Here is a 19,544-nt window from a genome sequence, read left to right on the forward strand (position 1 = left end):
TCAGCGCGCGATCGGCATCACGTTCGGCGTCGCGCTCGAGGCGATGTCGTCGCCCTCCGTGCCCAGCAGGCGGTCGAGCTCGCCGGCCGCGCGGTGCGCCTCGGCCAGCGCGACGAGGTACTGGTTGCGCACCTGGAACAGCGTGCGCTGCGCGTCGAGCGCCTCGAGAAAGCTGAACTTGCCCAGCTCGAAGCCCTTGGTGGCGGCGCGGTAGGCGGTCTCGGCGCCGGGCAGTGCGTCGCGCTGCAGCGTCTCGGCGGTGGCGCGCGCGGAACGCAGGCGCTCGCTGGCCTGGGCCACGTCGGCGCCCAGTTGCAGCTCGGCGGCGGCGAGCTCGTCGCGCGCCTTGTCTTCACGGCTCAGTGCCTCGGCGATGTTGCCGCGGTTGGTGTCGAAGATCGGCAGCGGCACCGACAGGCCCACCACCACCTGGTTGCGTCGGCTGCTGCTCACGGCCTCGCCTTCGGACGCGGGCACGCGCTTGACGCCGAGCGACACGGTCACGTCGGGAATGCGCTTGGCCTGCTCCAGGTCGCTCAGCGCGCGGCGGCGCTCGACCTCGAGCCGGGCCTGGCGCAGCACGGGCGCATCGGGCAGGCGGCGCGCCACCTCGGGCGCGGCGGCCTGGACGGGCAGCTGGTCGACCGCGCCGTCCACCTGCGTGAAGCGCGGCGCCGGGTTGCCCCACAGCGCGGCCAGCAGCTGGCGCGACGCGCGCAGCGTGCCTTCGGCCTGCAGCAGTTCGACGCGGATGCCGGCCTCGGCCACGCGCGCCTTGGTTTCCTCGAGCGGCGACACCTTGCCGGCCGCCACGCGGTTGGCCGCGGCGCGGGTGGCGATCTGCGCGAGCCCCACCGAGTCTTGCGCGAGGCGCAGGCGCTCCTGCGCGGTCAGCACGTCGAAGAAGGCGGTGACGGCCGCGGCGCGCAGTTCGGCGCGCCGCGCCGACAGCGCCGACGTCGCCTGGTCGCGCGCACGCTCGGCCGCCGTGACGCGCGCGGCGCGCTTGCCGCCCAGCTCCAGGGGCTGGCTCAGCTGCAGCGTGGTCGTGCGGTTGTTGCGGCGCAGGTCTTCCAGCTGCGTGTCCAGCGTGGGGTTGGGCCAGGCGCCGGCCTGCACCACGGCGCCGTCGGCGGCGGCCTGCTCATGGCGCGCGGCCGACAGGCCCGGGTTGGCCTGCAGCGCCAGCGCGACGGCGGTGCGCAGGGTCAGCGGGCCTTCGGGCTCCAGCGTGCGGGCGGGTGTCGAAAAGGACGACGAGGGACCGGCCGCCTGCGGGGTCTGCTGTGAAAAGGCCGGGGGTACCGCCAAGGCCAACACGGCCAGCGGCACGAAAAGCGTGCGCATCGAATTCTCCTGGGTTGCGAAACAACGGACGGACGAATTCGGCGAGGAGCGCTCAGCTGATGAGTGAGATCAGAAAGAAGAAAAGGGGCTGTGCTCTCGCCGAATCAGGCAGAGAGCAACCAGTCGGGGCGCACCGGCACTTCGGCGATGTGCGAGGCGAAGCGTTCGGTGGAAGCGGCGCGCAGCGGCTGCGAAGCCACGGGCGCCTGGGCCGGCAGCGCGGCGGCGGTGTCCGCATGCTGGGCCTGCCCGAAGTGGGCAACGATGCAATGGCCGACCGCCGCGTTGGGCTGGCGGGTGCTGTCTTTCTTGGCGCCGTCGCCCGCGTGGGTGCGGTCGGTGCCGCGCGGCTCGTCCTCGTGGTGGCCCCAGTGGCCGCTGCCCTGGTCGCCTTCGTGCAGGCAATAGGCGGCCGACACCGCCCAGCTGTACTGGAAAGGCAGGAGAAACAGCAGGAAAATCAGGAGCCAGCGGCGCATTGTTGACAAAAGTATATCGACGGGGCGTGGCGCGCCGACCAAGAAAAGCCCTGCGAACCGAGGGCCCGGCCCACTGTACGACAGCGTGTCGGCGCTTTGTCCTTCAATAGGATTACTAAATCGTAACCAGCGTCTCGAAAGGCCTTGGGTACGATCCGTACCATGCGAATTCTTGTCATCGAAGACGAACCCAAACTGGGCGATTACCTGAAAAAGGGGCTGGAAGAGAACGGCTACGTGGTCGACATCGCCCGCGATGGCATCGAAGGCCGCTACCTCGCCACCGAGGGCGACTACGCGCTCGTGCTGCTGGACGTGATGCTGCCGGGCATCGACGGCTTTGCCGTGCTGCAGGCCATTCGCCGCACGAAGAACGTGCCCGTGCTGGTGCTCACCGCACGCGACAAGGTCGAAGACCGCGTGCAGGGCCTGCAGCAAGGCGCCGACGACTACCTGGTGAAGCCCTTCTCCTTCTCGGAGCTGCTGGCGCGCGTGCAGGCGCTGCTGCGGCGCGGCAAGACGCAGGAGCCCACGGTGCTGCGCCTGGCCGACCTGGAGCTGGACCTGGTCAGCCGCAAGTGCATGCGCAACCGCACGCGGCTGGACCTCACGGCCAAGGAGTTCACGCTGCTCGTGGTGCTGCTGCGCCGGCGCGGGCAGATTCTGTCGCGCTCCACGCTCGCCGAGCAGGTGTGGGACATGAACTTCGACAGCGACACCAACGTGGTCGAGGTGGCCATTCGCCGCCTGCGCAGCAAGATCGACGACCCCTTCGACGTGAAGCTGCTGCACACGGTGCGCGGCATGGGCTACGTCCTGGAAGACCGTTCCTGGGCATGAGCCCGAAGCCGCATTCGATCCAGAGCCGGCTCTCGTTCTGGTTCGCCGCGCAGACGCTGTCCGGCCTGAGCATCATCTGCCTGGCGATCTACCTCGTGACCGCCTGGAGCTTCGGCGCCAAGCAGCGCGACGCGCTCGACCAGAAGACGGTGCTCGTCGAGCACCTGCTCAAGGAGGCCGAGAAAGGCGGCGACCTCGTCTTTCTGCGGCACAAGCTCGACGACTTCTTCTCGATGCAGGACGACGTGACCCTGTCGATCGCCAACGCCGGCAAGCCGCTGTTCCAGTCCACGCCGCCGCCGCAGGGCCGCTGGCTGCGGCGCGCCATCGTGGTGCCCTGGCAGAACGGCGACTTCCACACCGACCTGTCGGTGCAGGTCGGCGTGAACATCGCGCAGGACTCCCGGCTGCTCGAACGCCTGGCCTGGACGCTGCTGGGCGCGGTGGTGCTGGGCACGGCGCTGGTGTCGCTCACCGGCATGTGGCTGGTGCGGCGCGGGCTGCGGCCGCTGAAGGCGCTGGCCGAGCGCACCGCGGCCATCACGCCCGACCACGTTCACCAGTCGATCGACCCCGGCGCCTTCGCGCAGGAGCTGCGGCCCTGGATCACGCAGTTCAACGCGCTGCTGGCGCGGGTGCAGCGCGCCTACGTGCAGCTGGAGTCGTTCAACGCCGACGTGGCGCACGAGCTGCGCACGCCGCTGGCCAACCTGCTGGGCTCGACCGAGGTGGCGCTCACGCGCCCGCGCAGCAACGAGGAGCTGCAGGCCGTGCTGGCCTCCAACCTCGAGGAGATGGGGCGGCTGTCGGGCATCGTGACCGACATGCTGTTTCTTTCGAAGGCCGACCGCGGCACCTCGGCGCGCTCGATGGCCCCGGTGAGCCTGGCGGAGCAGGCGCGCGACGTGATCGACTTCTACGACGCCATGCTCGACGAGGCCGGCCTGCGTGCCGAGGTGCACGGCGAGGCCGTGGCCGAGGTGGACGCGGGGCTGATCCGGCGCGCCCTCTTCAACCTGCTGGGCAACGCGATCCGCTTTGCCGAGCCGGCCTCGACGCTGCGCATCGAGATCGCGGCCGCCCCTGGCGGAGAACACGACACCATCGCCGTGATCAACCGCGGCGCGCCGATCGACCCGGAGGCCCTGCCGCGCCTGTTCGAGCGCTTCTACCGCGCGGCCCAGGCGCGCGACGGCTCCACGCGCCACCACGGGCTGGGCCTGTCGATCGTCGAGGCGATCGCGCGCATGCACGGCGGACAGGTGTTCGCGTCGAGCCAGGGCGGCGAGACGCGCATCGGGTTCAGCGTGCGCCGCAGCAGCTGAAGGGCTTCAGGGCTCGGCGTGCGCCGCCGTCTCGGCGGGCTTCGGCTTGCGGCCCACGCACAGCGTCATCAGCGGCCCGGTCATCGCGGTGGTGGCCAGCGCCATCACCAGCAGCATCGTGAAGAGCTCGGGGCCGATCAGGCCGACGTCCAGGCCGATCTTGATGACGATGAGCTCCATCAGCCCGCGCGCGTTCATGAGCGAGCCGGTGGCCAGGCTGTCGCGCCAGCTGTAGCCGGCGATGCGCGCGCCCGCCGCGCCGCCCGCGATCTTGCCCACGGTGGCCACGCCCACGATCAGCAGCATCGCGCCCAGGCTGGCGCCCGAGAACGCGTTGGCCGTGGTGCCCAGCCCCGCGAGCGCGAAGAACAGCGGCATCAGCACCACGATGGAAATCGGCTCGATGCGCTCGCTCAGCGAGCGCAGCAGGCGGTCGTCGCGCGGCAGGCAGGCGCCGAACAGGAAGGCGCCGAACACCGCGTGCAGGTGCAGCCACTCGGTCAGCAGCGCGGTGACCAGCAGGCCGATCATGAGCGCGGCCATCAGCGTGGTCGACGGCTCGCCGTCGGGCGCCTTCACGCGCAGCAGCCACGCAAAGGCCGGCTTCAGCCCGAGGAACAGCACCGTGAGCATCACCACCACGCCGACCGTGATCTTGATCAGGCCTGCGTAGCCGTCGCTGGTGCCCACCAGCGCGACCACGAAGGCCAGCAGGATCCACGCGAACACGTCGACCACCGCCGCCGCGCTCAGCGAGAGCTGGCCGAAGGGCGTGCGCGTCATGCCGCGGTCTTTCAGGATGCGCGCCATCACCGGGAAGGCCGTGATCGACAGCGCCGCCGCCATGAACAGCGCGAAGGGCCAGAAGCCCACGCCGGCCGGCGCGAGCGTGGGGTGCAGCGCCGGCGAGATCGCCAGGCCCAGCACCAGCGGCACCAGCACGCTGAGCACGCCCACCGCGCCGGCCGCCTGCAGCTGCGCGCGCATGTTGCGCGTGGCCCGCAGCTCCAGGCCCACCACGAACATGAACAGCACCAGCCCCACCGTCGCCAGTGACGACAGCCCCTGCAGCGACTCCTTGGCGAACAGCTGCGCGTGCAGCGACGGGAACAGCAGGCCCATGACCGCCGGCCCGAGCATCAGCCCCGCCGCCATCTCCCCCACCACGCTCGGCTGCCCCACATGGCGCAGCACCCAGCCGCACAGGCGCGCGGTGGTGAGGATGACGACGAGTTGCAGCAGGAGGGTGGTGACGGACATGGGCGGAACGGTCGTGAGGCCTGGGGAAAAAACTCGCCCGATGTTAGTGAGTTCCACGCGCTGGGGATGCCGGCAACCGGCCACCTTGCGCTAACCTGCGCCGCGGCCCGTGCCGATTGCCCCTTTCATCACATCTCACGCTTCCGGGAGAAACATGCAAACCTTTGTAGAACTCATCATCAGCTGGGGCCCCATGCTGCTGCTCATCGGCGTCTGGATTTTCTTCATGCGCCGCAGCGGCGGCCTGAAACAAGGCCAGTACATCGAAGAAGTGCGCCACTATCTGTCGGATCACATCGTCGAAACGCGGCGCATGAACGCCAACCTCGAACGCATCGCCGCCGCGCTCGAGGCCCGCCAGGCCCCGCCCGACACGTCCTCAAGAAACGGGACGTAGCGCGCTCACTTTTCGGTCCGCATCAACCGCAACCCGTTCGCCACCACCAACAGGCTCGCCCCCATGTCGGCGAACACCGCCATCCACATGGTCGCGCTGCCGAACACCGCGAGCACGAAGAACACGCCCTTGATGCCGAGCGCGAGGGTGATGTTCTGCCACAGCACGGCATGCGAGCGGCGCGACAGGCGGATGGTCTCGGGGATGCGGCGCAGGTCGTCGTTCATGATGACCACGTCGGCCGCTTCCATCGCGGTGTCGGTGCCGGCGCCGCCCATGGCGAAGCCGATGTCGGCCCTGGCCAGTGCCGGGGCGTCGTTGATGCCGTCGCCGGTCATCGCGACGGCGCCGTAGCGTTGCTGCATCGCCTGGATGGCATCGAGCTTTTCTTCGGGCAGCAGGTTGCCGCGCACGTCGTCGATGCCGGCGTGCGCGCCGATGGTCTTCGCGGTGGCGGTGTTGTCGCCGGTGAGCATGACGGGCGTCACGCCCAGCGCGCGCAACTCGGCCACGGCCGCCTGCGACGAGGGCTTGATGGTGTCGGCCACTGCGAACAGCGCCAGCACCGACTTTTCAGATGCCAGCAGCGTCACCGTGCGGCCGGCTTCTTCGTGGCGCTTCAGTTCGATTTCGAGTTCCGGGGAGCACAGGCCGCGCTCTTCGATCAACCGGTGGTTGCCCAGCACGTAGGTCTGGCCGGCGTGCGTGGCCTGCACGCCGCGTCCGGGCAACGCGGTGAAGTCGCCGACCTCTTCGACCGGCCCGCCCAAGCCTTGGGCAATGGCCTTCGAGACCGGGTGGTCGGAGCGGCCGGCGATGTTGGCGGCCAGTGCGTACACCGCGCCTTCATCGCCCGCCGCCTTGTCGATCAGCACCGACTCGACCAGCTTGGGCTTGCCCTCGGTGATGGTCCCGGTCTTGTCGAGCGCCACGGCCTTGAGCTTGCGCGCCTCTTCGAGGTAGGTGCCGCCCTTGATGAGGATGCCGCGCCGCGCGGCCGAGGCCAGCGCGCTCACGACCGTCACGGGCGTGGAGATGACCAGTGCGCACGGGCAGGCGATGACCAGCAGCACCAGCGCCTTGTAGACGGCCTGCACCCAGGTCCAGCCCAGCAGCCACGGCGTGAGCACCGCGATGGCCAGCGCCAGCACGAAGACGGTGGGCGTGTAGATGGCGGCGAACCTGTCGACGAAGCGCTGCGTGGGCGCGCGCGAACCCTGCGCCTCTTCGACCGCGTGGATGATGCGCGCGAGCGTGGTGTTGGCCGCCACGGCCGTCACGCGGAACACCAGCGCGCCGGTCTGGTTGATGGTGCCGGCAAACACCGCGTCGCCCGCGGCCTTGTCGACCGGAATGCTCTCGCCCGTGACCGGCGCCTGGTCGATGGCACTCGTGCCTTCGAGCACCACGCCGTCCAGCGGCACGCGCTCGCCGGGGCGGATGCGGGCCACGGCATCGAGCGCCACCGCGTCGGCGCGCACGGTCTGCCAGCTGCCGTCGGGCTGCCGCACCTCGGCCTGTTCGGGCGCGAGCGCGAGCAGGCTCTGGATGGCGTTGCGCGCGCGGTCGACGGCGCGGGCCTCGATGAGCTCGGCGATGGCGTACAGCGCCATCACCATCGCAGCCTCGGGCCACTGGCCGATGATGAAGGCGCCCGTGACGGCGACGGCCATCAGCGCATTGATGTTGAGGCGCCCACGCACCAGCGCGGCGAAGCCCTTCTTGTAGGTGTCCAGGCCGGCCAGCGCGATGGCCGCGAGCGCGAGCCCCATCTCGGCGGCCATGAAGCCCACGCCGTCGAGCGCCAGGAAGGACACGGTCTCGGCCGCGATGGCCAGCACCAGCGCGGCCACGAGGCGCGCCAGGCCGGTCGACATGCCGGCGAAGCGCGCGGGCTCGGCCTTCTGCCCCGCCGACGATGCCACCGGCTCGGGCTTGAAGCCAGCCTGGCGGATGGCTTCGAGCGCGGCGGGCAGCGCGCCGTCTTCGGTGGTGAGGGCCAGCGTGCGTTCGCTTAAACGAAAGCGCAGGGCCTTCACGCCCGCGACGGGCTCGAGGGCGCGGCGGATCTCGGACTCTTCCACCGCGCAGTCCATGGTGGGAATGCGAAACAGCACGGCGCCCTTCGGCAGATCGGCCGGCTCGGCCGATGCCGGGGCACTGCCGCACACCGCGCTGCCGCAGCAGGCCGTTGCCGGCGCGGCGGGGGCGTGATCGTGTGCACGGTCGTGCCCGTGGTCGGGTCCGTGGCTGTGCCCGTGGTCGTGAGCGTGGTCATGCGGCGCAGCGCGCGGCACCGGCTGATTCAGGGTGTTCTGATTCGTCATGCATTCATTGGAAACCCTGAAGCAGGTGTAGAGTCAACCGTTGATTGCCACTTCCTTGAGATGCCGCATCATGAAAATCGGTGACCTGGCCAGGGCCACGAACACGCCGGTCGAAACCATCCGGTACTACGAGCGCGAACAGCTGCTGCCCGCGCCCGCGCGCACCGACGGCAACTACCGCATCTACGACGACGAACACACGCAGCGCCTGGGCTTCATCCGCCGCTGCCGCTCGCTGGACATGACGCTCGACGAGATCCGCAGCCTGCTGAAATTCCGCGATGCGCCGCAGGAGGACTGCGGTGAGGTGAACCAGCTGCTGGACGACCACATCGGCCACGTGGCCTCACGCATCGCCGAGCTGAAGACGCTCGAAAAGCAGCTGAAGGCCTTGCGCCTGCAGTGCGGCGGCCCCGAATCGGCGAGCGCCTGCGGCATCCTGCAGGAGCTGGACACCGCCGCGCTCGCACCCGAGACCTTCGGCCAGCACGCTGGGCACGTGCACGGCACGCTGCACGGCGCCTCCGCCAAGCGCTCCTGACGTCGGGCCCAGCGCAACGCTGGGCGATGCGGGGGTCGTGCTTCGCCGCCGTCGAGCGAACTTCAATGGTTCGCGTGGAAGCTGTGCGGCCGGGCTCCGCGCCGATGCGCATGCGTGCCGCACGGCCTCTTTTTCTCCCTTGGGCAGGGTCTGACGCGCCCACCGGCATCGCGAATGTTCGCGAAGGCGGTGCGGCCGACCCCGGCAGACAATTCCGCCGACCCGGCGCATCCGCCCTGCGACCTTGGGGCCGCGAGCCGGACAGACCTACAACGGAGACACCATGCCGATCGACTTCACCCTCACCCCCGCGCAGCGCGAGTTGCAACTCTCGGCCCGCCGTTTCGCGCGCAGCGTACTGACCGAGGTCGCACCGGCCACGCGCCACCTGCCCACGCCGCTGGCGCGCTTCGTCGCCACGCGTCCGTTCTATGCACAGCTGGTGAAGGCCGGGTTCCTGCGGCGCATCATCCCGATGCCGTTCGGCGGCGAAGGCACGGGCATGCTGGACATGGCCGTGGTGGCCGAGGAGTTCTATCGCGTCGACCCCAACGTGTCGCTCACGATGTTCGCCACGCTGCTGGGCCTGCTGCCCGTGACGATCGGCGGCTCGCCCGAGCAGCAGAAGGCCTTTCTCGGGCCGTTCCTGGAGGGCTCCGGCGCGCCATTGGCCGCCCTGTGCAACAGCGAGCCCGGCGGCAGCGCCAACTTCGATGCCGCGGCCCCTGGCGAAGGCACGCGCACGCGCGCCCGGCTCGAGGGCGGGCAGTGGGTCATCGACGGCACCAAGCAGTGGATTTCGAGCGCGACCGGATGGGACGAGCAAGGCGCCGACCTGCTGTGCGTGGTGTGCCGCACCGACGCCGACGCGCCGCCCGACAGCGGGCTGTCGGTGCTGGTCGTGCCGCGGCCCGAGGGCGGCATCGTGGTCGAGCGCTATCACGATTCGATGGGCCACCGCGCGCACCTCACGCCCCGCTTTCGCCTCGAGGGCGTGCGCACCGCGCAGGCCAACGTGCTGGGCCCGGTGGGCAGCGGCAAGGGCCTGGTGGCCGCCAGCTTCTCGGCGACGGCGGCGCTGGTCGGCGTGTTCGGCACGGCCCTGATGCAAGGGGCCTTCGATTTCTCCCTGCACTTCGCCAAGACCCAATGCCGCGGCGGCGCCCTTCCGATCATCGAGCACCAGGCCGTGGGGTATGCGCTGGCCGATGCCAAGACCGCCATCGAAGCCTCGCGCTACCTCAACTGGCGCGCGTGCCACGCGCTGGACACGCAATCGCCCGCGGCGCTGGAGCTGGCGCTGCAGGCGAAGATCTACGGCTCCGAAACCGCGGTGCGCGTGATCACCGACCTGATGCGCGTGGTGGGCATCGACAGCTACGACCACGACCTGCCGCTGGCCGGCATGCTCCAGGACGCCCTGGTGCTCCCGCTGTTCGACGGCGGCAACATGGGCGTGCGCCGGCGCCAGCTGCACGAGCTGCTGCGCTCGCCGGACTACGACCCGCTGACGGCCAGCGGTGCGGCGTGACGGCCGCAGGGCCGACGCGCCCCGGCGCCTTCGCCTGACCGGCGGCAGCGTCGTGGGGCCACACCGGCGTGCCATCGGACGCAGGCCCCTTCCGCCCGGGGACGCCGGGCCGTAGCATTCGACTTCCGCACTGCAGCCCGGCCCCATGCTCGAAGACCACGACATCCTTGTGCTTCAACGCCAGCTCCGGCGGCGCCTGTTCGAAGGCGAGCGCGCGATCACCTGGCGACCGGGCCGCGAGCTGGCCGCGCAGCTGCTGCTGTACCTGGACGACCCGCAGGCCTGCTGGCGCATCTCGGTGCAATGGCTGCGCGACACGCTCGACGCCGACCGCGTCGACGCCGGCTTCGGCGGCTATGTCGACGCCAGCGGCCGCCTGCATGACTACGTGGTCGCGGCCGAGGTGCAGCGCCCGTCGCAACCACTGCCTGCGGTGATCGGCCTGCGCTTCAGCGCCGCCAACCCGGGCATCCGCGCCGTCTGGAGCGGCAGCGGCATCGCGCCCATCATCGACGTGTCGCAGGAGCGCAGCTTCACGCAGGAGTTGCGCGCCACGCTGATGCAGGCCGGCACGGCCTCGAAGCTGGCGGTTCCCGTGCACGACGAAGACCGGCCGGTGGGCATGATCTGCGCCGACTGGCACCACAGGGCCCCGCGCTGGAAGCACGCCGTGTGCGACGAGTTGCCTGACCTGGCCCGCACCGCACTGGGCCCGCTGCTGAGCGCCGCCCACCGGTTCGCGCAGGCGCAGAGCGAGCGAGCAGGCGCCACGGACCAGCCGGCGAACCTCGCGGCACTGACGCCGGCGGAGCTGAAGGTGGCGAAGCTGGCGGCCGGCGGCCTGAGCTACAAGGAAATCGCGCGCCAGCTGGACCGATCGCTCTCCACGATCGACCACCAGCTGCGCAGCATCCGCGAGAAGCTCGGCACGCGCTCGACGGCGCGCCTGGTGCACATGCTCAGCGAACTGAACACGTCGGCGACGGGCCGCTCGGCACCGCTTCAATGAGTGAGGCGTGGGGGGATGAGCACCGCTGAACGCCCAGGCGGCGTCAGCAGTGTCGGCAACCTCAGCGACGTGAGGGTTCCACTTCAAGGGTCAGGGTCACGGCCACCGGCAGGTTGCCCGGCAGGTTGCGCACCCCGCACACCGACCGCGCATGGCCTGCGCGCGTGTCGAACAAGCTTGCCAGCAACTCGGAGGCGGCGTCGAGCACCTGCGGGTGCTGGGTGAACGACTGCACGCAGGCGACATGGCCTTCGAGCCGCACGACCTGCCGCACCCGTTGAAAACCGCCCAGGTGCAGGCGCACCTGCGCCAGCGCATTGAGCACCGCGAGCCGGGCCGCCGGGCGGCCTTCTTCCAGCGTCAGCTCGGCGCCGAGCAGCCCGCGCGGCAGCGGATGCCCCGCCACCACCGGCCCCTGCATGGAGACATGCAGCAGGCCGGCCGCCTCGATCGCCGCGCGGTAGGCCCCGAGCGGCGGCGGCGGTTCGGGCAGTGCGAGTCCCAGGGCCTGCAGCCGCTGCAGCACCTCGTCGTCCCCGGTCGCAAGTGACGCGTCCATGGCCATGGTGCGCGCCTCTTCAGGTCGACCAGGGCTGCAGCACGATGCTGCCCCGCGCCTCGTTGGCGGCGATGCGCCGGTGCGCCTCGGCGGCCTGCGAGAGCGGCAGCACGCTGTCGATCTGCGGACGAATCTGGCCCAGCCGAATCGCGTCGAGCCAGGCGGCGAAGTCTTCGATGTCGCCCACCAGCGTGCCGCGCAGTTGCTGCTGGGCGAAGAAGAAACTGCGGATGTCGAAGTGCACGTCGGTGCCCGCCATGAACCCCATCGCCACCACGATGCCCATGGGCTTCACGGCCGCGAGGGTCCTGGACAGCACATCGCCGCCGAGGTTGTCGATCGCGACATCGACACCCTGCCCGCCGCTCCAGGCGCGCACGGGCTCGACGAAGTCCTGCGTGCCGGTGTCGATCGCCAGCTCGGCGCCCAGACGCAGGGCCAGTTCGGCGGACGCCGCGTTCTGCACCGTGGTGACGACGCGCGCCCCCAGCGCGCGGGCCACCTGGATGCTCATCATCCCGGTGCTCGATGCGCCGGCATGCACCAGCACCCGGTCGCCGGCCTTGACCTCGCCGACGACCTGCACCGCGCGGATCGCGATCAGCAGCGACACCGGCAGCGCGGCCATCTGCTCGGCGGGCAGGCCGGTGGTGTCGCGCAGCAGCCAGTGCTCGGGCACGACGATGTACTGGGCATAGGTGCCCGGCATGTGGATGCCGGGAATCGCATAGCTGGCCGCCGCCGTGACCGGGCGGGTGTCCCACTGCGCGGGGTCGGTCGGGTAGCCGGGCATGGCAATCACGCGCTCGCCCACCGCGAAGCGTGAAGCGCCAGCGCCCAGTGCGGCGACCTCGCCCACCGCATCCGAACCCAGGATGTGCGGGAACGGCAGGACCGGGGCGATCTGCCCCAGACGCACATAGTGATCCAGTCGGTTGACGCCGACGGCCAGCACCTTGACCAGGACTTCGCCCGGTCCCGGCACCGGCGTGGCGACCTCTTCGAGTTGGATCTGATCGGGGTCGCCGAAGGATCGGATGACGGCTGCTTTCATGAAAATCTGCTCCTGTCGTGTGGCGGGCACCATGCCTCGCAACGAAAGGGGAATGGTAGATTTCACGTCACCAATCTGGAAGTAGTGACGTAAAAGTGCGATAGGGATAAAAAAGTGACCATGAAGAACCGGATGAACCGTGCGGGCCGTGTCCCGCGCGTCGCGGCGCCGCCCGGCGACACGCCGTTCGTTCTGCGCGAGGACTGTGCGCAGCGGCGCATCCACTACGTCCTGAACGGCAAGTGGACCTCGATGGTGCTGTACGCCCTCAGCCACGGCGCGATGCGCACCGGCCAACTGGAGCGCGCCCTGCCAGGCATCTCCAAGAAGATGCTGACCCTGACCCTGCGCGAGGCGGAAGCGGGCGGGCTGGTCCACCGCGAGGTGTTCCAGGTGGTGCCGCCACGCGTGGAGTACGCATTGACGCCGCTGGGCGACGTCTTCGTCGAGCCCTTGCGCGCGCTCTATGGCTGGGCGCTGGACCACGGCGATGCGCTGGACCAGCTGGAAGACAACCTGCGGCGAGACAGGGCGTCGCCCGCCTGAAGGGCAGCAGCGCCCCTGCGCCCCTCTTCTACTTGCCGATCAGCTGCGTCAGCTTGTCGGCCTCGAACGACTCGCCGCGCGCCGCGTCACCCGGCACGCAGTCCTTGGTGCCCGGCTGCGCCGACAGCTTCTCGATGGCCTGCCACAGGAGCGCGATCTGGTGCTCCTGGCTCGAGGCGTTGTCGATCAGGCCGCGCATGGCCTGGCTCAGCGGGTCGTCGTCCTGCGTGATGCCGTAGGCCGAGAACTTCTGCGGCGCGGCCACGTCGGCGCTCTCGCCCTCTTTCGACGGGATGATGCGCGCCGGAATGCCCACCGCGGTCGCCCCGGCCGGCACCGGCTTGATGACCACCGCGTTGGAGCCGATCTTGGCGCCGTCGCCCACGACGAAGCCGCCCAGCACCTTGGCGCCCGCGCTCACCACCACGTTCTTGCCCAGCGTCGGGTGGCGCTTGGTGCCCTTGTAGAGCGAGGTGCCGCCCAGCGTCACGCCCTGGTAGATGGTGCAGCCGTCGCCGATCTCGGCGGTTTCGCCGACCACCACGCCCATGGCGTGGTCGAAGAACACGCGCTCGCCGATCTTGGCGGCCGGGTGGATCTCGATGCCCGTGAACGCGCGCGCGCAGTGCGAGATGAAGCGGGCCGGCCACTTGAAACCGTGGGTCCAACAGGCGTGCGCCCAGCGGTGCAGCACCACGGCATGGAAGCCGGGGTAGACCGTGATCACTTCCCAGGCGCTGCGGGCGGCCGGGTCGCGTTCGAGGATGCACCGGATGTCGGCGCGCAGTCGAGAGAACATCGCTGCCTTTGTTGTCGTTATATCGATAGGGGCCGGGCAGTCTAAAGCCGGGCGTCTTCGCTTACGCGCGATGGGGTTTTGTGACAGTTCAGCTGCCGCGCGGCGGCCGGGTCGCGTCACTCATGGCCTTGGCGATGCCGCGCAGGATGTGGATTTCCTCGGGCGTGGGCTGCGCGCGGTTGAACAGCTGCTGCAGCCGCGGCATGAGCTTCTTGGGCGCCGCCGGGTCGAGAAAGCCGATGTCCACCAGCGAACGCTCCCAGTGGTCGAGCATGCCGGCCACGGCCTGCGCGTCGGCCGCCTGCACCGGGGCGATGGCCTCGCGCACGCCGTAGCCGCCCAGCGCGAGGCGCCATTCGTAGGCCACCACCTGGATCGCCGCGCCCAGGTTGAGCGAGCCGAACTTCGGATCGGTCGGGATGCTCAGGGCCACGTTGCAGCGGTAGACGTCCTCGTTGCGCATGCCGAAGCGCTCGGAGCCGAACAGGAAGGCCACGTGCTGGTCGCCCTGCTTGCCCAGCGGTTCGAGGTGCTCGCGCGGCGTGCGCGTGGGCGGGCCGAAGTCGCGCGGGATCATGGCCGTGGCGCACAGGTGGGTCACGCCGTCGAGGGCTTCGTCCAGCGTCTCGACGATGCGGGCGTTGTTCAGCACGTCCAGGGCGCCGCTGGCGCGCTGGATGGTTTCCTCGCGCCGCAGCACGTTGGCCCAGCGCGGCGTCACCAGCACCAGGTCGTCGAAACCCATGGTCTTCATGGCGCGGGCGGCGGCGCCCACATTGCCGGCGTGGCTGGTCTGGATGAGGATGAAACGGGTGCGCATGACGGGTGGGGAAGACACAAACGGGCTGAGCCGGTAAAATGCCCGATTCTCGCCGCCCGCATCGCCGGACCGCAGGGTCGCCCAGATTGCATTCTTGGGGACCTCTCCCACCCGTTCTTCTCACAATCCAGAATGTCGTCCCCCAACCTGCATCCCATGCTCAATGTGGCCGTCAAGGCCGCACGCGCCGCCGGCGCCATCATCAATCGCGCTGCCCTCGACGTCGAGGCCGTGCGCATCTCCCAGAAGCAGGTCAATGACTTCGTCACCGAAGTCGATCACGCCAGCGAGAAGGTCATCATCGAGACCTTGCTGGGCGCGTACCCGGGGCACGGCATCCTGGCCGAAGAATCGGGCACCGAATACGGCGCCAAAGACTCCGAGTTCGTCTGGATCATCGATCCGCTCGACGGCACCACCAACTTCATCCACGGCTTCCCGGTCTACTGCGTGTCCATCGCGCTGTCGGTGCGCGGCAAGATCGAGCAGGCGGTGGTGTACGACCCGTCGCGCAACGACCTGTTCACGGCCACCAAGGGCCGCGGCGCCTACATGAACGAGCGCCGCATCCGCGTGTCCAAGCGCGTGAAGCTCAGCGAGTGCCTCATTTCGACCGGCTTCCCGTTCCGCACCGGCGACAACTTCAAGCAGTACCTGGCCATCATGGCGGACATGATGCCCCGCATGGCCGGCCTGCGCCGCCCCGGTGCCGCCGCGCTCGACCTGGCCTACGTGGCCGCCGGCTTCACCGACGGCTTCTTCGAAACCGGCCTGAACCCCTGGGACGTGGCCGCCGGCTCGCTGCTGGTGACCGAGGCCGGTGGTCTCATCGGCAACTTCACGGGCGAGCCCGACTTCCTCGACCAGCGCGAATGCCTGGCCGGCGCTCCGCGCGTGTACGGCCAGCTGGTGCCGCTGCTCGCCAAGTACTCCAAGTTCGCCAACGTGGACGACAAGCTGCGCGCCAGCGACCGCGTGCGCGCCGTGTCGGCCTCGACCAAGTCGAGCCCCGCCGACGCCTCGGTCGACCTGTACGCCCGCAGCACCGTGACCGAAGCCACGGCCGCCCCGCTCGACGGCAGCGCCGAGACCCCGGCCGCCGCAGCCCCCGCCGCGCCGGCCGCCCCGCGCAAGCTCACCCGCATCAAGCGCGAGGCGCCCGCCGAGGGCGACGCCTCCGCCAAGTGATGACGGGGCCGGGCGCCGCCGCGCGGGTTCGTGCGGCGTTGCGCATTGCGCTGAGCCACTACGTCGCGAGCGGGCTCACCGTCGCGCTCGGCCTGCTCGTGATCTCGGGCGGGGTGCACCTGTGGCTGGGCACCCTGGCCGCCTCGGCCGCCGCCACCGGCGTGATCGTCACGGCGCCGCCCGACCTGCCCGGCCCGCGCCGCGGCAAGTTTTTGCAGATGCTGCCGGCGCCGCTCATCGGCCTGCCGCTGTTCTTCGCGGTGCAGATGCTGCACGGCGCACCGATCCGCCTCGGGCTGCTGCTGGTGCCCGCCACCTTCATGGCCTTCGTGGCCATGGCCTGGGGCAAGCGCGGCATTCCCATCGCCATCGCGGTGATGTTCTCGATGGTCTTCTCCATGGCCACGCCAGCCCCCGCCGGGCTGTCCGACGCCATCGCGCGCACCACCGAATTCGGCCTGGGCGCCGGCCTGTACGTGGTGTGGGCCACGCTGGCCAACCTGCTGCTCAACGGACGCTTTCGCACGCAGTCGATCGCCGACGTGCTGTTTTCGCTGGCCGCGCTCATGCGTACCGAGGCCAGCCAGTTCACGCCGCAGGACGAAACCCGCGACATCCGCGACACCCCCGCCTCGTTGCTCGGCCAACTGCTGCGTGAGCAGGCCGCGCTGGCCGACCAGCTGCAGGCCACGCGCGACATCGTGCTCGAATCGCCGCGCACGCCGCGCCGCCAGCGCCTGGCCGGCATGCTCGTCATCGTGCTCGAGATGCGCGACCAACTGCTCGCCAGCGAACTCGACCTCGATGCCCTGCGCGCCCATCCGTCGCACGCGCAGGCGCTGGTCGAGATGCGCCGCATCCTCGAAGAGCTGGCCGACGAAACGACCGGCCTGGCCGATGCGCTGCTCATGCGCCGCCACCCTGCCGCCGTGGCCGACCGCCGGCCGCGCCTGGCCGCGATCCACGTGACGGCGGACGACGAAGACACGCACGGTCAGATGGGCCCCTCGGCCGCCATGCTCGCGCGCGGGCTGGCCAGCCGCATCGGCCACATCAACGACGAGGTGCTGCGCCTGGCGGCCATGGCGCGCGGCGACGCCGAGCCCAACCTGGCCGTGGTGCGCGCCAACTGGCAGCTCTTCGTGAGCCCGACCGACTGGTCGCTGCGCCCCTTCCTCGCGTTGTGGCGCTGGGACGCGCCGCCGCTGCGCCACGCCATTCGCGCCGCGCTGGCCATCGCGGCCGGCTACGGCATCGCCGTGTCGATGCCCTGGGGGTCGCACGACTACTGGATCCTGCTGACCATCGTGGTCGTGCTGCGCGGCAGCCTCTCGCAGACGCTGGAGCGGCGCAACAGCCGCGTCGCCGGCACGCTGCTGGGCTGCGTGCTCGCGGTGGGCCTGCTGTCCGCGCACCCTTCGGCGCTGATGCTGCTCGTGACCGTGACCATCGCACAGGCCATCGCCCACAGCTTCGCGGTGCGGCGCTACCTCGTCACCGCCGTGGCCGCCACCGTGCTGGGCCTGCTGCAGGCCCACATGCTGAACACAGGCACCGCGCCCATCTTTGCGCTGTTCGAGCGCATCGCCGACACGCTCATCGGCGCCGCGCTGGCCTGGGGCTTCTGCTACGTGCTGCCCTCGTGGGAGCGCACGCAGATTCCGGCGCTGGTGGCGCGCGTGCTCACCGCGCAGGCGCGCCATGCGCGGCTCGCGCTCGGCCTGGGCCAGCTGCAGGCCATCCAGAGCAGCCCCGAGCTCGAATGGCGGCTCGCGCGCCGCGAGGCCTACGACAGCCTCTCGGCGCTCGTGCAGGCCACGCAGCGTTCGCTCTCCGAACCGCGCGCCGTGCAGCCGCCGCTCGAACCGCTCGAGCATCTGCAGGCCCACAGCTACCAGCTGCTCGCGCAGCTCAGCGCCGTGAAGTCGATGCTCGTGCTGCGGCGCGACCGCCTCACGCCGGGCGACATCGAAGGCCCGCTCGTGCGCACCGCGCAACGCATCGAGGCCGCCCTGGGAACCATTCCGATCGCAGGGCCCTCTCACCCCGAGAGCACGGGGGCCACCACCGTCGGCGGCCCCATTCCACTGCCTGACCCGTTCGACAACGACATCAGCCCCTGGCTGGTGCGCCGGCTCGACCTGGCCACGGCGCTCGCCACGCAGCTGCGCGACGACGCAGCGCGCATTCTTCAACCACTGAACGACAACACCCCAGAAGCAAAGACCACCCCCGCCTGATGACCCAAGAGCTCCTCGCACACCCCTGGTTCGGCACCTGGATTGCCGCCCTGATCGCCGCGCCCCTCGCCCTTCTCGCCCACCGCATCGGGGGCATGGTCCTCAGGCGGATCACCCGCCCGGCGCCCGCCGTGCATGCGATGGTGCTCAACTGCACCGCCCCCGCGCGGCTGGTGCTACCGCTGGCGGCGCTCATGATGGTGTGGCAGGCGGCGCCGGACGACCTGCGCTTCATCGGCAGCGTGCGGCATCTCACGGGGCTGCTGCTCATCGCGGCCAGCACCTGGTTCGTGCTCAAGGCCATCAGCGGCTTTGCCGACGGCGTGCTCGCGCAGCACCCTTCGGACATCTCCGACAACCTGCAGGCGCGCCGCGTGCTCACGCAGACCCGCGTGCTCGCGCGCACCGCCATGTCGGTCGTCGTCGTGGCCGGCGGCGCCATGATGCTCATGACCTTCCCGGGCGCGCGCCAGGTCGGCGCCAGCCTGCTGGCCTCGGCCGGCGTGATCGGCATCGTGGCGGGCCTGGCGGCCAAGCCCGTCTTCAGCAACCTCATCGCCGGCCTGCAGATCGCGCTGTCGCAGCCGATCCGCATCGACGACGTGCTCGTGGTCGAGGGCGAATGGGGCCGCGTCGAGGAAATCACCGGCACCTTCGTGGTCGTGCGCATCTGGGACGACCGGCGCCTCATCCTGCCGCTCACCTACTTCATCGAGAAGCCGTTCCAGAACTGGACCCGCCACTCGGCCGAACTGCTCGGCTCGGTTTTTTTCTACCTGGACTACGGCACGCCGCTGGCGCCGCTGCGCGCCGAGGTCGAACGCCTCGTGAAGGCCGCGCCCGAGTGGGACGGCCGCTTCTTCAACCTGCGCGTGACCGACGCCACCGAACGCACCATGCAGGTCCGCGTGCTCTGCACCGCAGCGACCTCCGGCCTGGCCTTCGACCTGCGCTGTTACGTGCGCGAAGGCGTCATCGACTTCATGCAGCGCGAGTACCCGCAGTTCCTGCCGAAGATGCGCTTCGAGGGCAACGATCCGGCGATGGGGCAGCCGCCGGTGATGCAGGGCGCGGCGGCGGGCTGAGAGGCCAAGCGGCCGGGAATACCGCGCTGAGACGGGCGACGGCGGCGTCGCACCGCACGCCGAAAGTCGATCGGATTCCACGAAAAGGACTTTTCTCCGCGAGCCGGAAAGCGCCGAAAGAGGCGTCATGCATCGACCATCCCTGTCTGCCGAAACGACGCACATCAGCGCTCGAAGGCTGCAGGGAGGATCCAGAC

Annotated in this window: 18 protein-coding genes; 10 read left to right on the forward strand and 8 right to left on the reverse strand. The window is 70.2% G+C overall.

Annotated features, from left to right (window positions below):
* Both AC07OX_RS25795 and AC07OX_RS25800 read right to left on the reverse strand, forming a co-directional pair.
* A complete protein-coding gene (locus AC07OX_RS25795) occupies nt 1–1,347 on the reverse strand; it encodes a TolC family protein (protein ID WP_495260267.1) in 1,347 nt (448 codons plus the stop codon).
* Between the two features lie 104 nt (nt 1,348–1,451).
* Nucleotides 1,452–1,826 (reverse strand): hypothetical protein, encoded by a 375-nt coding sequence (locus AC07OX_RS25800; protein WP_495260268.1) that lies wholly within the window; start codon nt 1,824–1,826, stop codon nt 1,452–1,454.
* A 162-nt stretch (nt 1,827–1,988) separates the two neighbouring features.
* Here AC07OX_RS25800 and AC07OX_RS25805 point away from each other — a divergent pair, with 162 nt between their 5' ends.
* Together AC07OX_RS25805 and AC07OX_RS25810 are read left to right on the forward strand one after the other, a co-directional pair.
* Nucleotides 1,989–2,666 (forward strand): heavy metal response regulator transcription factor, encoded by a 678-nt coding sequence (locus tag AC07OX_RS25805; RefSeq protein WP_062481258.1) that lies wholly within the window; start codon nt 1,989–1,991, stop codon nt 2,664–2,666.
* Nucleotides 2,663–3,991, forward strand: a complete 1,329-nt coding sequence (locus tag AC07OX_RS25810; protein ID WP_159270996.1) for a heavy metal sensor histidine kinase — start codon at nt 2,663–2,665, stop codon at nt 3,989–3,991. Before AC07OX_RS25805 ends, AC07OX_RS25810 begins: the two co-directional genes overlap by 4 nt.
* 6 nt (nt 3,992–3,997) lie before the next feature.
* Here the strand turns inward: AC07OX_RS25810 and AC07OX_RS25815 are convergent, their stop codons facing one another.
* On the reverse strand, nt 3,998–5,251 hold the full coding sequence (locus tag AC07OX_RS25815) for a cation:proton antiporter (protein ID WP_070063158.1): 1,254 nt from the start codon (nt 5,249–5,251) through the stop codon (nt 3,998–4,000).
* Between the two features lie 154 nt (nt 5,252–5,405).
* Here AC07OX_RS25815 and AC07OX_RS25820 point away from each other — a divergent pair, with 154 nt between their 5' ends.
* Nucleotides 5,406–5,648, forward strand: coding sequence for a hypothetical protein (locus AC07OX_RS25820; RefSeq protein WP_159270994.1), 243 nt, complete (start codon nt 5,406–5,408; stop codon nt 5,646–5,648).
* A gap of 5 nt (nt 5,649–5,653) precedes the next feature.
* Here AC07OX_RS25820 and AC07OX_RS25825 read toward each other — a convergent pair whose 3' ends face one another.
* On the reverse strand, nt 5,654–7,975 hold the full coding sequence (locus AC07OX_RS25825) for a heavy metal translocating P-type ATPase (RefSeq protein WP_495260269.1): 2,322 nt from the start codon (nt 7,973–7,975) through the stop codon (nt 5,654–5,656).
* Nucleotides 7,976–8,045: 70 nt separating this feature from the next.
* Here AC07OX_RS25825 and cadR point away from each other — a divergent pair, with 70 nt between their 5' ends.
* The 3 genes from cadR to AC07OX_RS25840 all read left to right on the forward strand — a co-directional run bounded on the left by cadR (nt 8,046) and on the right by AC07OX_RS25840 (nt 11,056).
* Nucleotides 8,046–8,516 (forward strand): Cd(II)/Pb(II)-responsive transcriptional regulator, encoded by a 471-nt coding sequence (gene cadR, locus AC07OX_RS25830; RefSeq protein WP_495260270.1) that lies wholly within the window; start codon nt 8,046–8,048, stop codon nt 8,514–8,516.
* A gap of 283 nt (nt 8,517–8,799) precedes the next feature.
* Complete coding sequence (locus tag AC07OX_RS25835; protein ID WP_495260271.1) at nt 8,800–10,047, forward strand: acyl-CoA dehydrogenase family protein; 1,248 nt, start codon at nt 8,800–8,802, stop codon at nt 10,045–10,047.
* Between the two features lie 145 nt (nt 10,048–10,192).
* Complete coding sequence (locus AC07OX_RS25840) at nt 10,193–11,056, forward strand: LuxR C-terminal-related transcriptional regulator (protein WP_495260272.1); 864 nt, start codon at nt 10,193–10,195, stop codon at nt 11,054–11,056.
* 61 nt (nt 11,057–11,117) lie between these two features.
* Here AC07OX_RS25840 and AC07OX_RS25845 read toward each other — a convergent pair whose 3' ends face one another.
* Nucleotides 11,118–11,621, reverse strand: a complete 504-nt coding sequence (locus AC07OX_RS25845; protein WP_495260273.1) for a RidA family protein — start codon at nt 11,619–11,621, stop codon at nt 11,118–11,120.
* Nucleotides 11,622–11,634: 13 nt separating this feature from the next.
* Nucleotides 11,635–12,669, reverse strand: a complete 1,035-nt coding sequence (locus AC07OX_RS25850; protein WP_495260274.1) for a quinone oxidoreductase family protein — start codon at nt 12,667–12,669, stop codon at nt 11,635–11,637.
* 120 nt (nt 12,670–12,789) lie between these two features.
* Here AC07OX_RS25850 and AC07OX_RS25855 point away from each other — a divergent pair, with 120 nt between their 5' ends.
* Nucleotides 12,790–13,215, forward strand: a complete 426-nt coding sequence (locus AC07OX_RS25855; protein WP_495260408.1) for a winged helix-turn-helix transcriptional regulator — start codon at nt 12,790–12,792, stop codon at nt 13,213–13,215.
* A 28-nt stretch (nt 13,216–13,243) separates the two neighbouring features.
* On the opposite strand, the gene cysE is transcribed toward AC07OX_RS25855, so the two are convergent.
* Entirely contained in the window at nt 13,244–14,035 is a 792-nt protein-coding gene (gene cysE, locus AC07OX_RS25860; protein ID WP_301179181.1) for a serine O-acetyltransferase, read from the reverse strand.
* A gap of 67 nt (nt 14,036–14,102) precedes the next feature.
* The gene (locus AC07OX_RS25865; RefSeq protein ID WP_495260275.1) at nt 14,103–14,834 is read right to left on the reverse strand and encodes an RNA methyltransferase; all 732 of its coding nucleotides are present in this window, start codon (nt 14,832–14,834) and stop codon (nt 14,103–14,105) included.
* 132 nt (nt 14,835–14,966) lie between these two features.
* On the opposite strand from AC07OX_RS25865, the gene AC07OX_RS25870 reads away from it, so the two are divergent.
* Genes AC07OX_RS25870 through AC07OX_RS25880 form a run of 3 tightly spaced genes read left to right on the forward strand, consistent with a single transcriptional unit; the run spans nt 14,967 to nt 19,347 of the window.
* Complete coding sequence (locus tag AC07OX_RS25870) at nt 14,967–16,022, forward strand: inositol monophosphatase family protein (RefSeq protein WP_495260276.1); 1,056 nt, start codon at nt 14,967–14,969, stop codon at nt 16,020–16,022.
* Nucleotides 16,022–18,262, forward strand: coding sequence for an FUSC family protein (locus AC07OX_RS25875; RefSeq protein WP_390342634.1), 2,241 nt, complete (start codon nt 16,022–16,024; stop codon nt 18,260–18,262). Before AC07OX_RS25870 ends, AC07OX_RS25875 begins: the two co-directional genes overlap by 1 nt.
* Nucleotides 18,262–19,347: a mechanosensitive ion channel family protein gene (locus AC07OX_RS25880; RefSeq protein ID WP_495260277.1), complete on the forward strand. Its 1,086-nt coding sequence runs from the start codon at nt 18,262–18,264 to the stop codon at nt 19,345–19,347. Before AC07OX_RS25875 ends, AC07OX_RS25880 begins: the two co-directional genes overlap by 1 nt.
* Nucleotides 19,348–19,544 lie beyond the last annotated feature (197 nt).

The sequence above is a fragment of the Variovorax sp. GW821-FHT09D07 genome (assembly GCF_059416345.1).

Coding starts and splice junctions, on each gene's coding strand:
- AC07OX_RS25810 (WP_159270996.1), top strand. CDS start 2,663: ATGAGCCCGAAGCCGCATTCGATCCAGAGCCGGCTCTCGTTCTGGTTC.
- AC07OX_RS25870 (WP_495260276.1), top strand. CDS start 14,967: ATGTCGTCCCCCAACCTGCATCCCATGCTCAATGTGGCCGTCAAGGCC.
- AC07OX_RS25855 (WP_495260408.1), top strand. CDS start 12,790: ATGAAGAACCGGATGAACCGTGCGGGCCGTGTCCCGCGCGTCGCGGCG.
- cadR (WP_495260270.1), top strand. CDS start 8,046: ATGAAAATCGGTGACCTGGCCAGGGCCACGAACACGCCGGTCGAAACC.
- AC07OX_RS25875 (WP_390342634.1), top strand. CDS start 16,022: ATGACGGGGCCGGGCGCCGCCGCGCGGGTTCGTGCGGCGTTGCGCATT.
- AC07OX_RS25805 (WP_062481258.1), top strand. CDS start 1,989: ATGCGAATTCTTGTCATCGAAGACGAACCCAAACTGGGCGATTACCTG.
- AC07OX_RS25800 (WP_495260268.1), bottom strand. CDS start 1,826: ATGCGCCGCTGGCTCCTGATTTTCCTGCTGTTTCTCCTGCCTTTCCAG.
- AC07OX_RS25815 (WP_070063158.1), bottom strand. CDS start 5,251: ATGTCCGTCACCACCCTCCTGCTGCAACTCGTCGTCATCCTCACCACC.
- AC07OX_RS25850 (WP_495260274.1), bottom strand. CDS start 12,669: ATGAAAGCAGCCGTCATCCGATCCTTCGGCGACCCCGATCAGATCCAA.
- AC07OX_RS25865 (WP_495260275.1), bottom strand. CDS start 14,834: ATGCGCACCCGTTTCATCCTCATCCAGACCAGCCACGCCGGCAATGTG.
- AC07OX_RS25845 (WP_495260273.1), bottom strand. CDS start 11,621: ATGGCCATGGACGCGTCACTTGCGACCGGGGACGACGAGGTGCTGCAG.
- AC07OX_RS25840 (WP_495260272.1), top strand. CDS start 10,193: ATGCTCGAAGACCACGACATCCTTGTGCTTCAACGCCAGCTCCGGCGG.
- AC07OX_RS25880 (WP_495260277.1), top strand. CDS start 18,262: ATGACCCAAGAGCTCCTCGCACACCCCTGGTTCGGCACCTGGATTGCC.
- AC07OX_RS25795 (WP_495260267.1), bottom strand. CDS start 1,347: ATGCGCACGCTTTTCGTGCCGCTGGCCGTGTTGGCCTTGGCGGTACCC.
- AC07OX_RS25820 (WP_159270994.1), top strand. CDS start 5,406: ATGCAAACCTTTGTAGAACTCATCATCAGCTGGGGCCCCATGCTGCTG.
- AC07OX_RS25825 (WP_495260269.1), bottom strand. CDS start 7,975: ATGACGAATCAGAACACCCTGAATCAGCCGGTGCCGCGCGCTGCGCCG.
- AC07OX_RS25835 (WP_495260271.1), top strand. CDS start 8,800: ATGCCGATCGACTTCACCCTCACCCCCGCGCAGCGCGAGTTGCAACTC.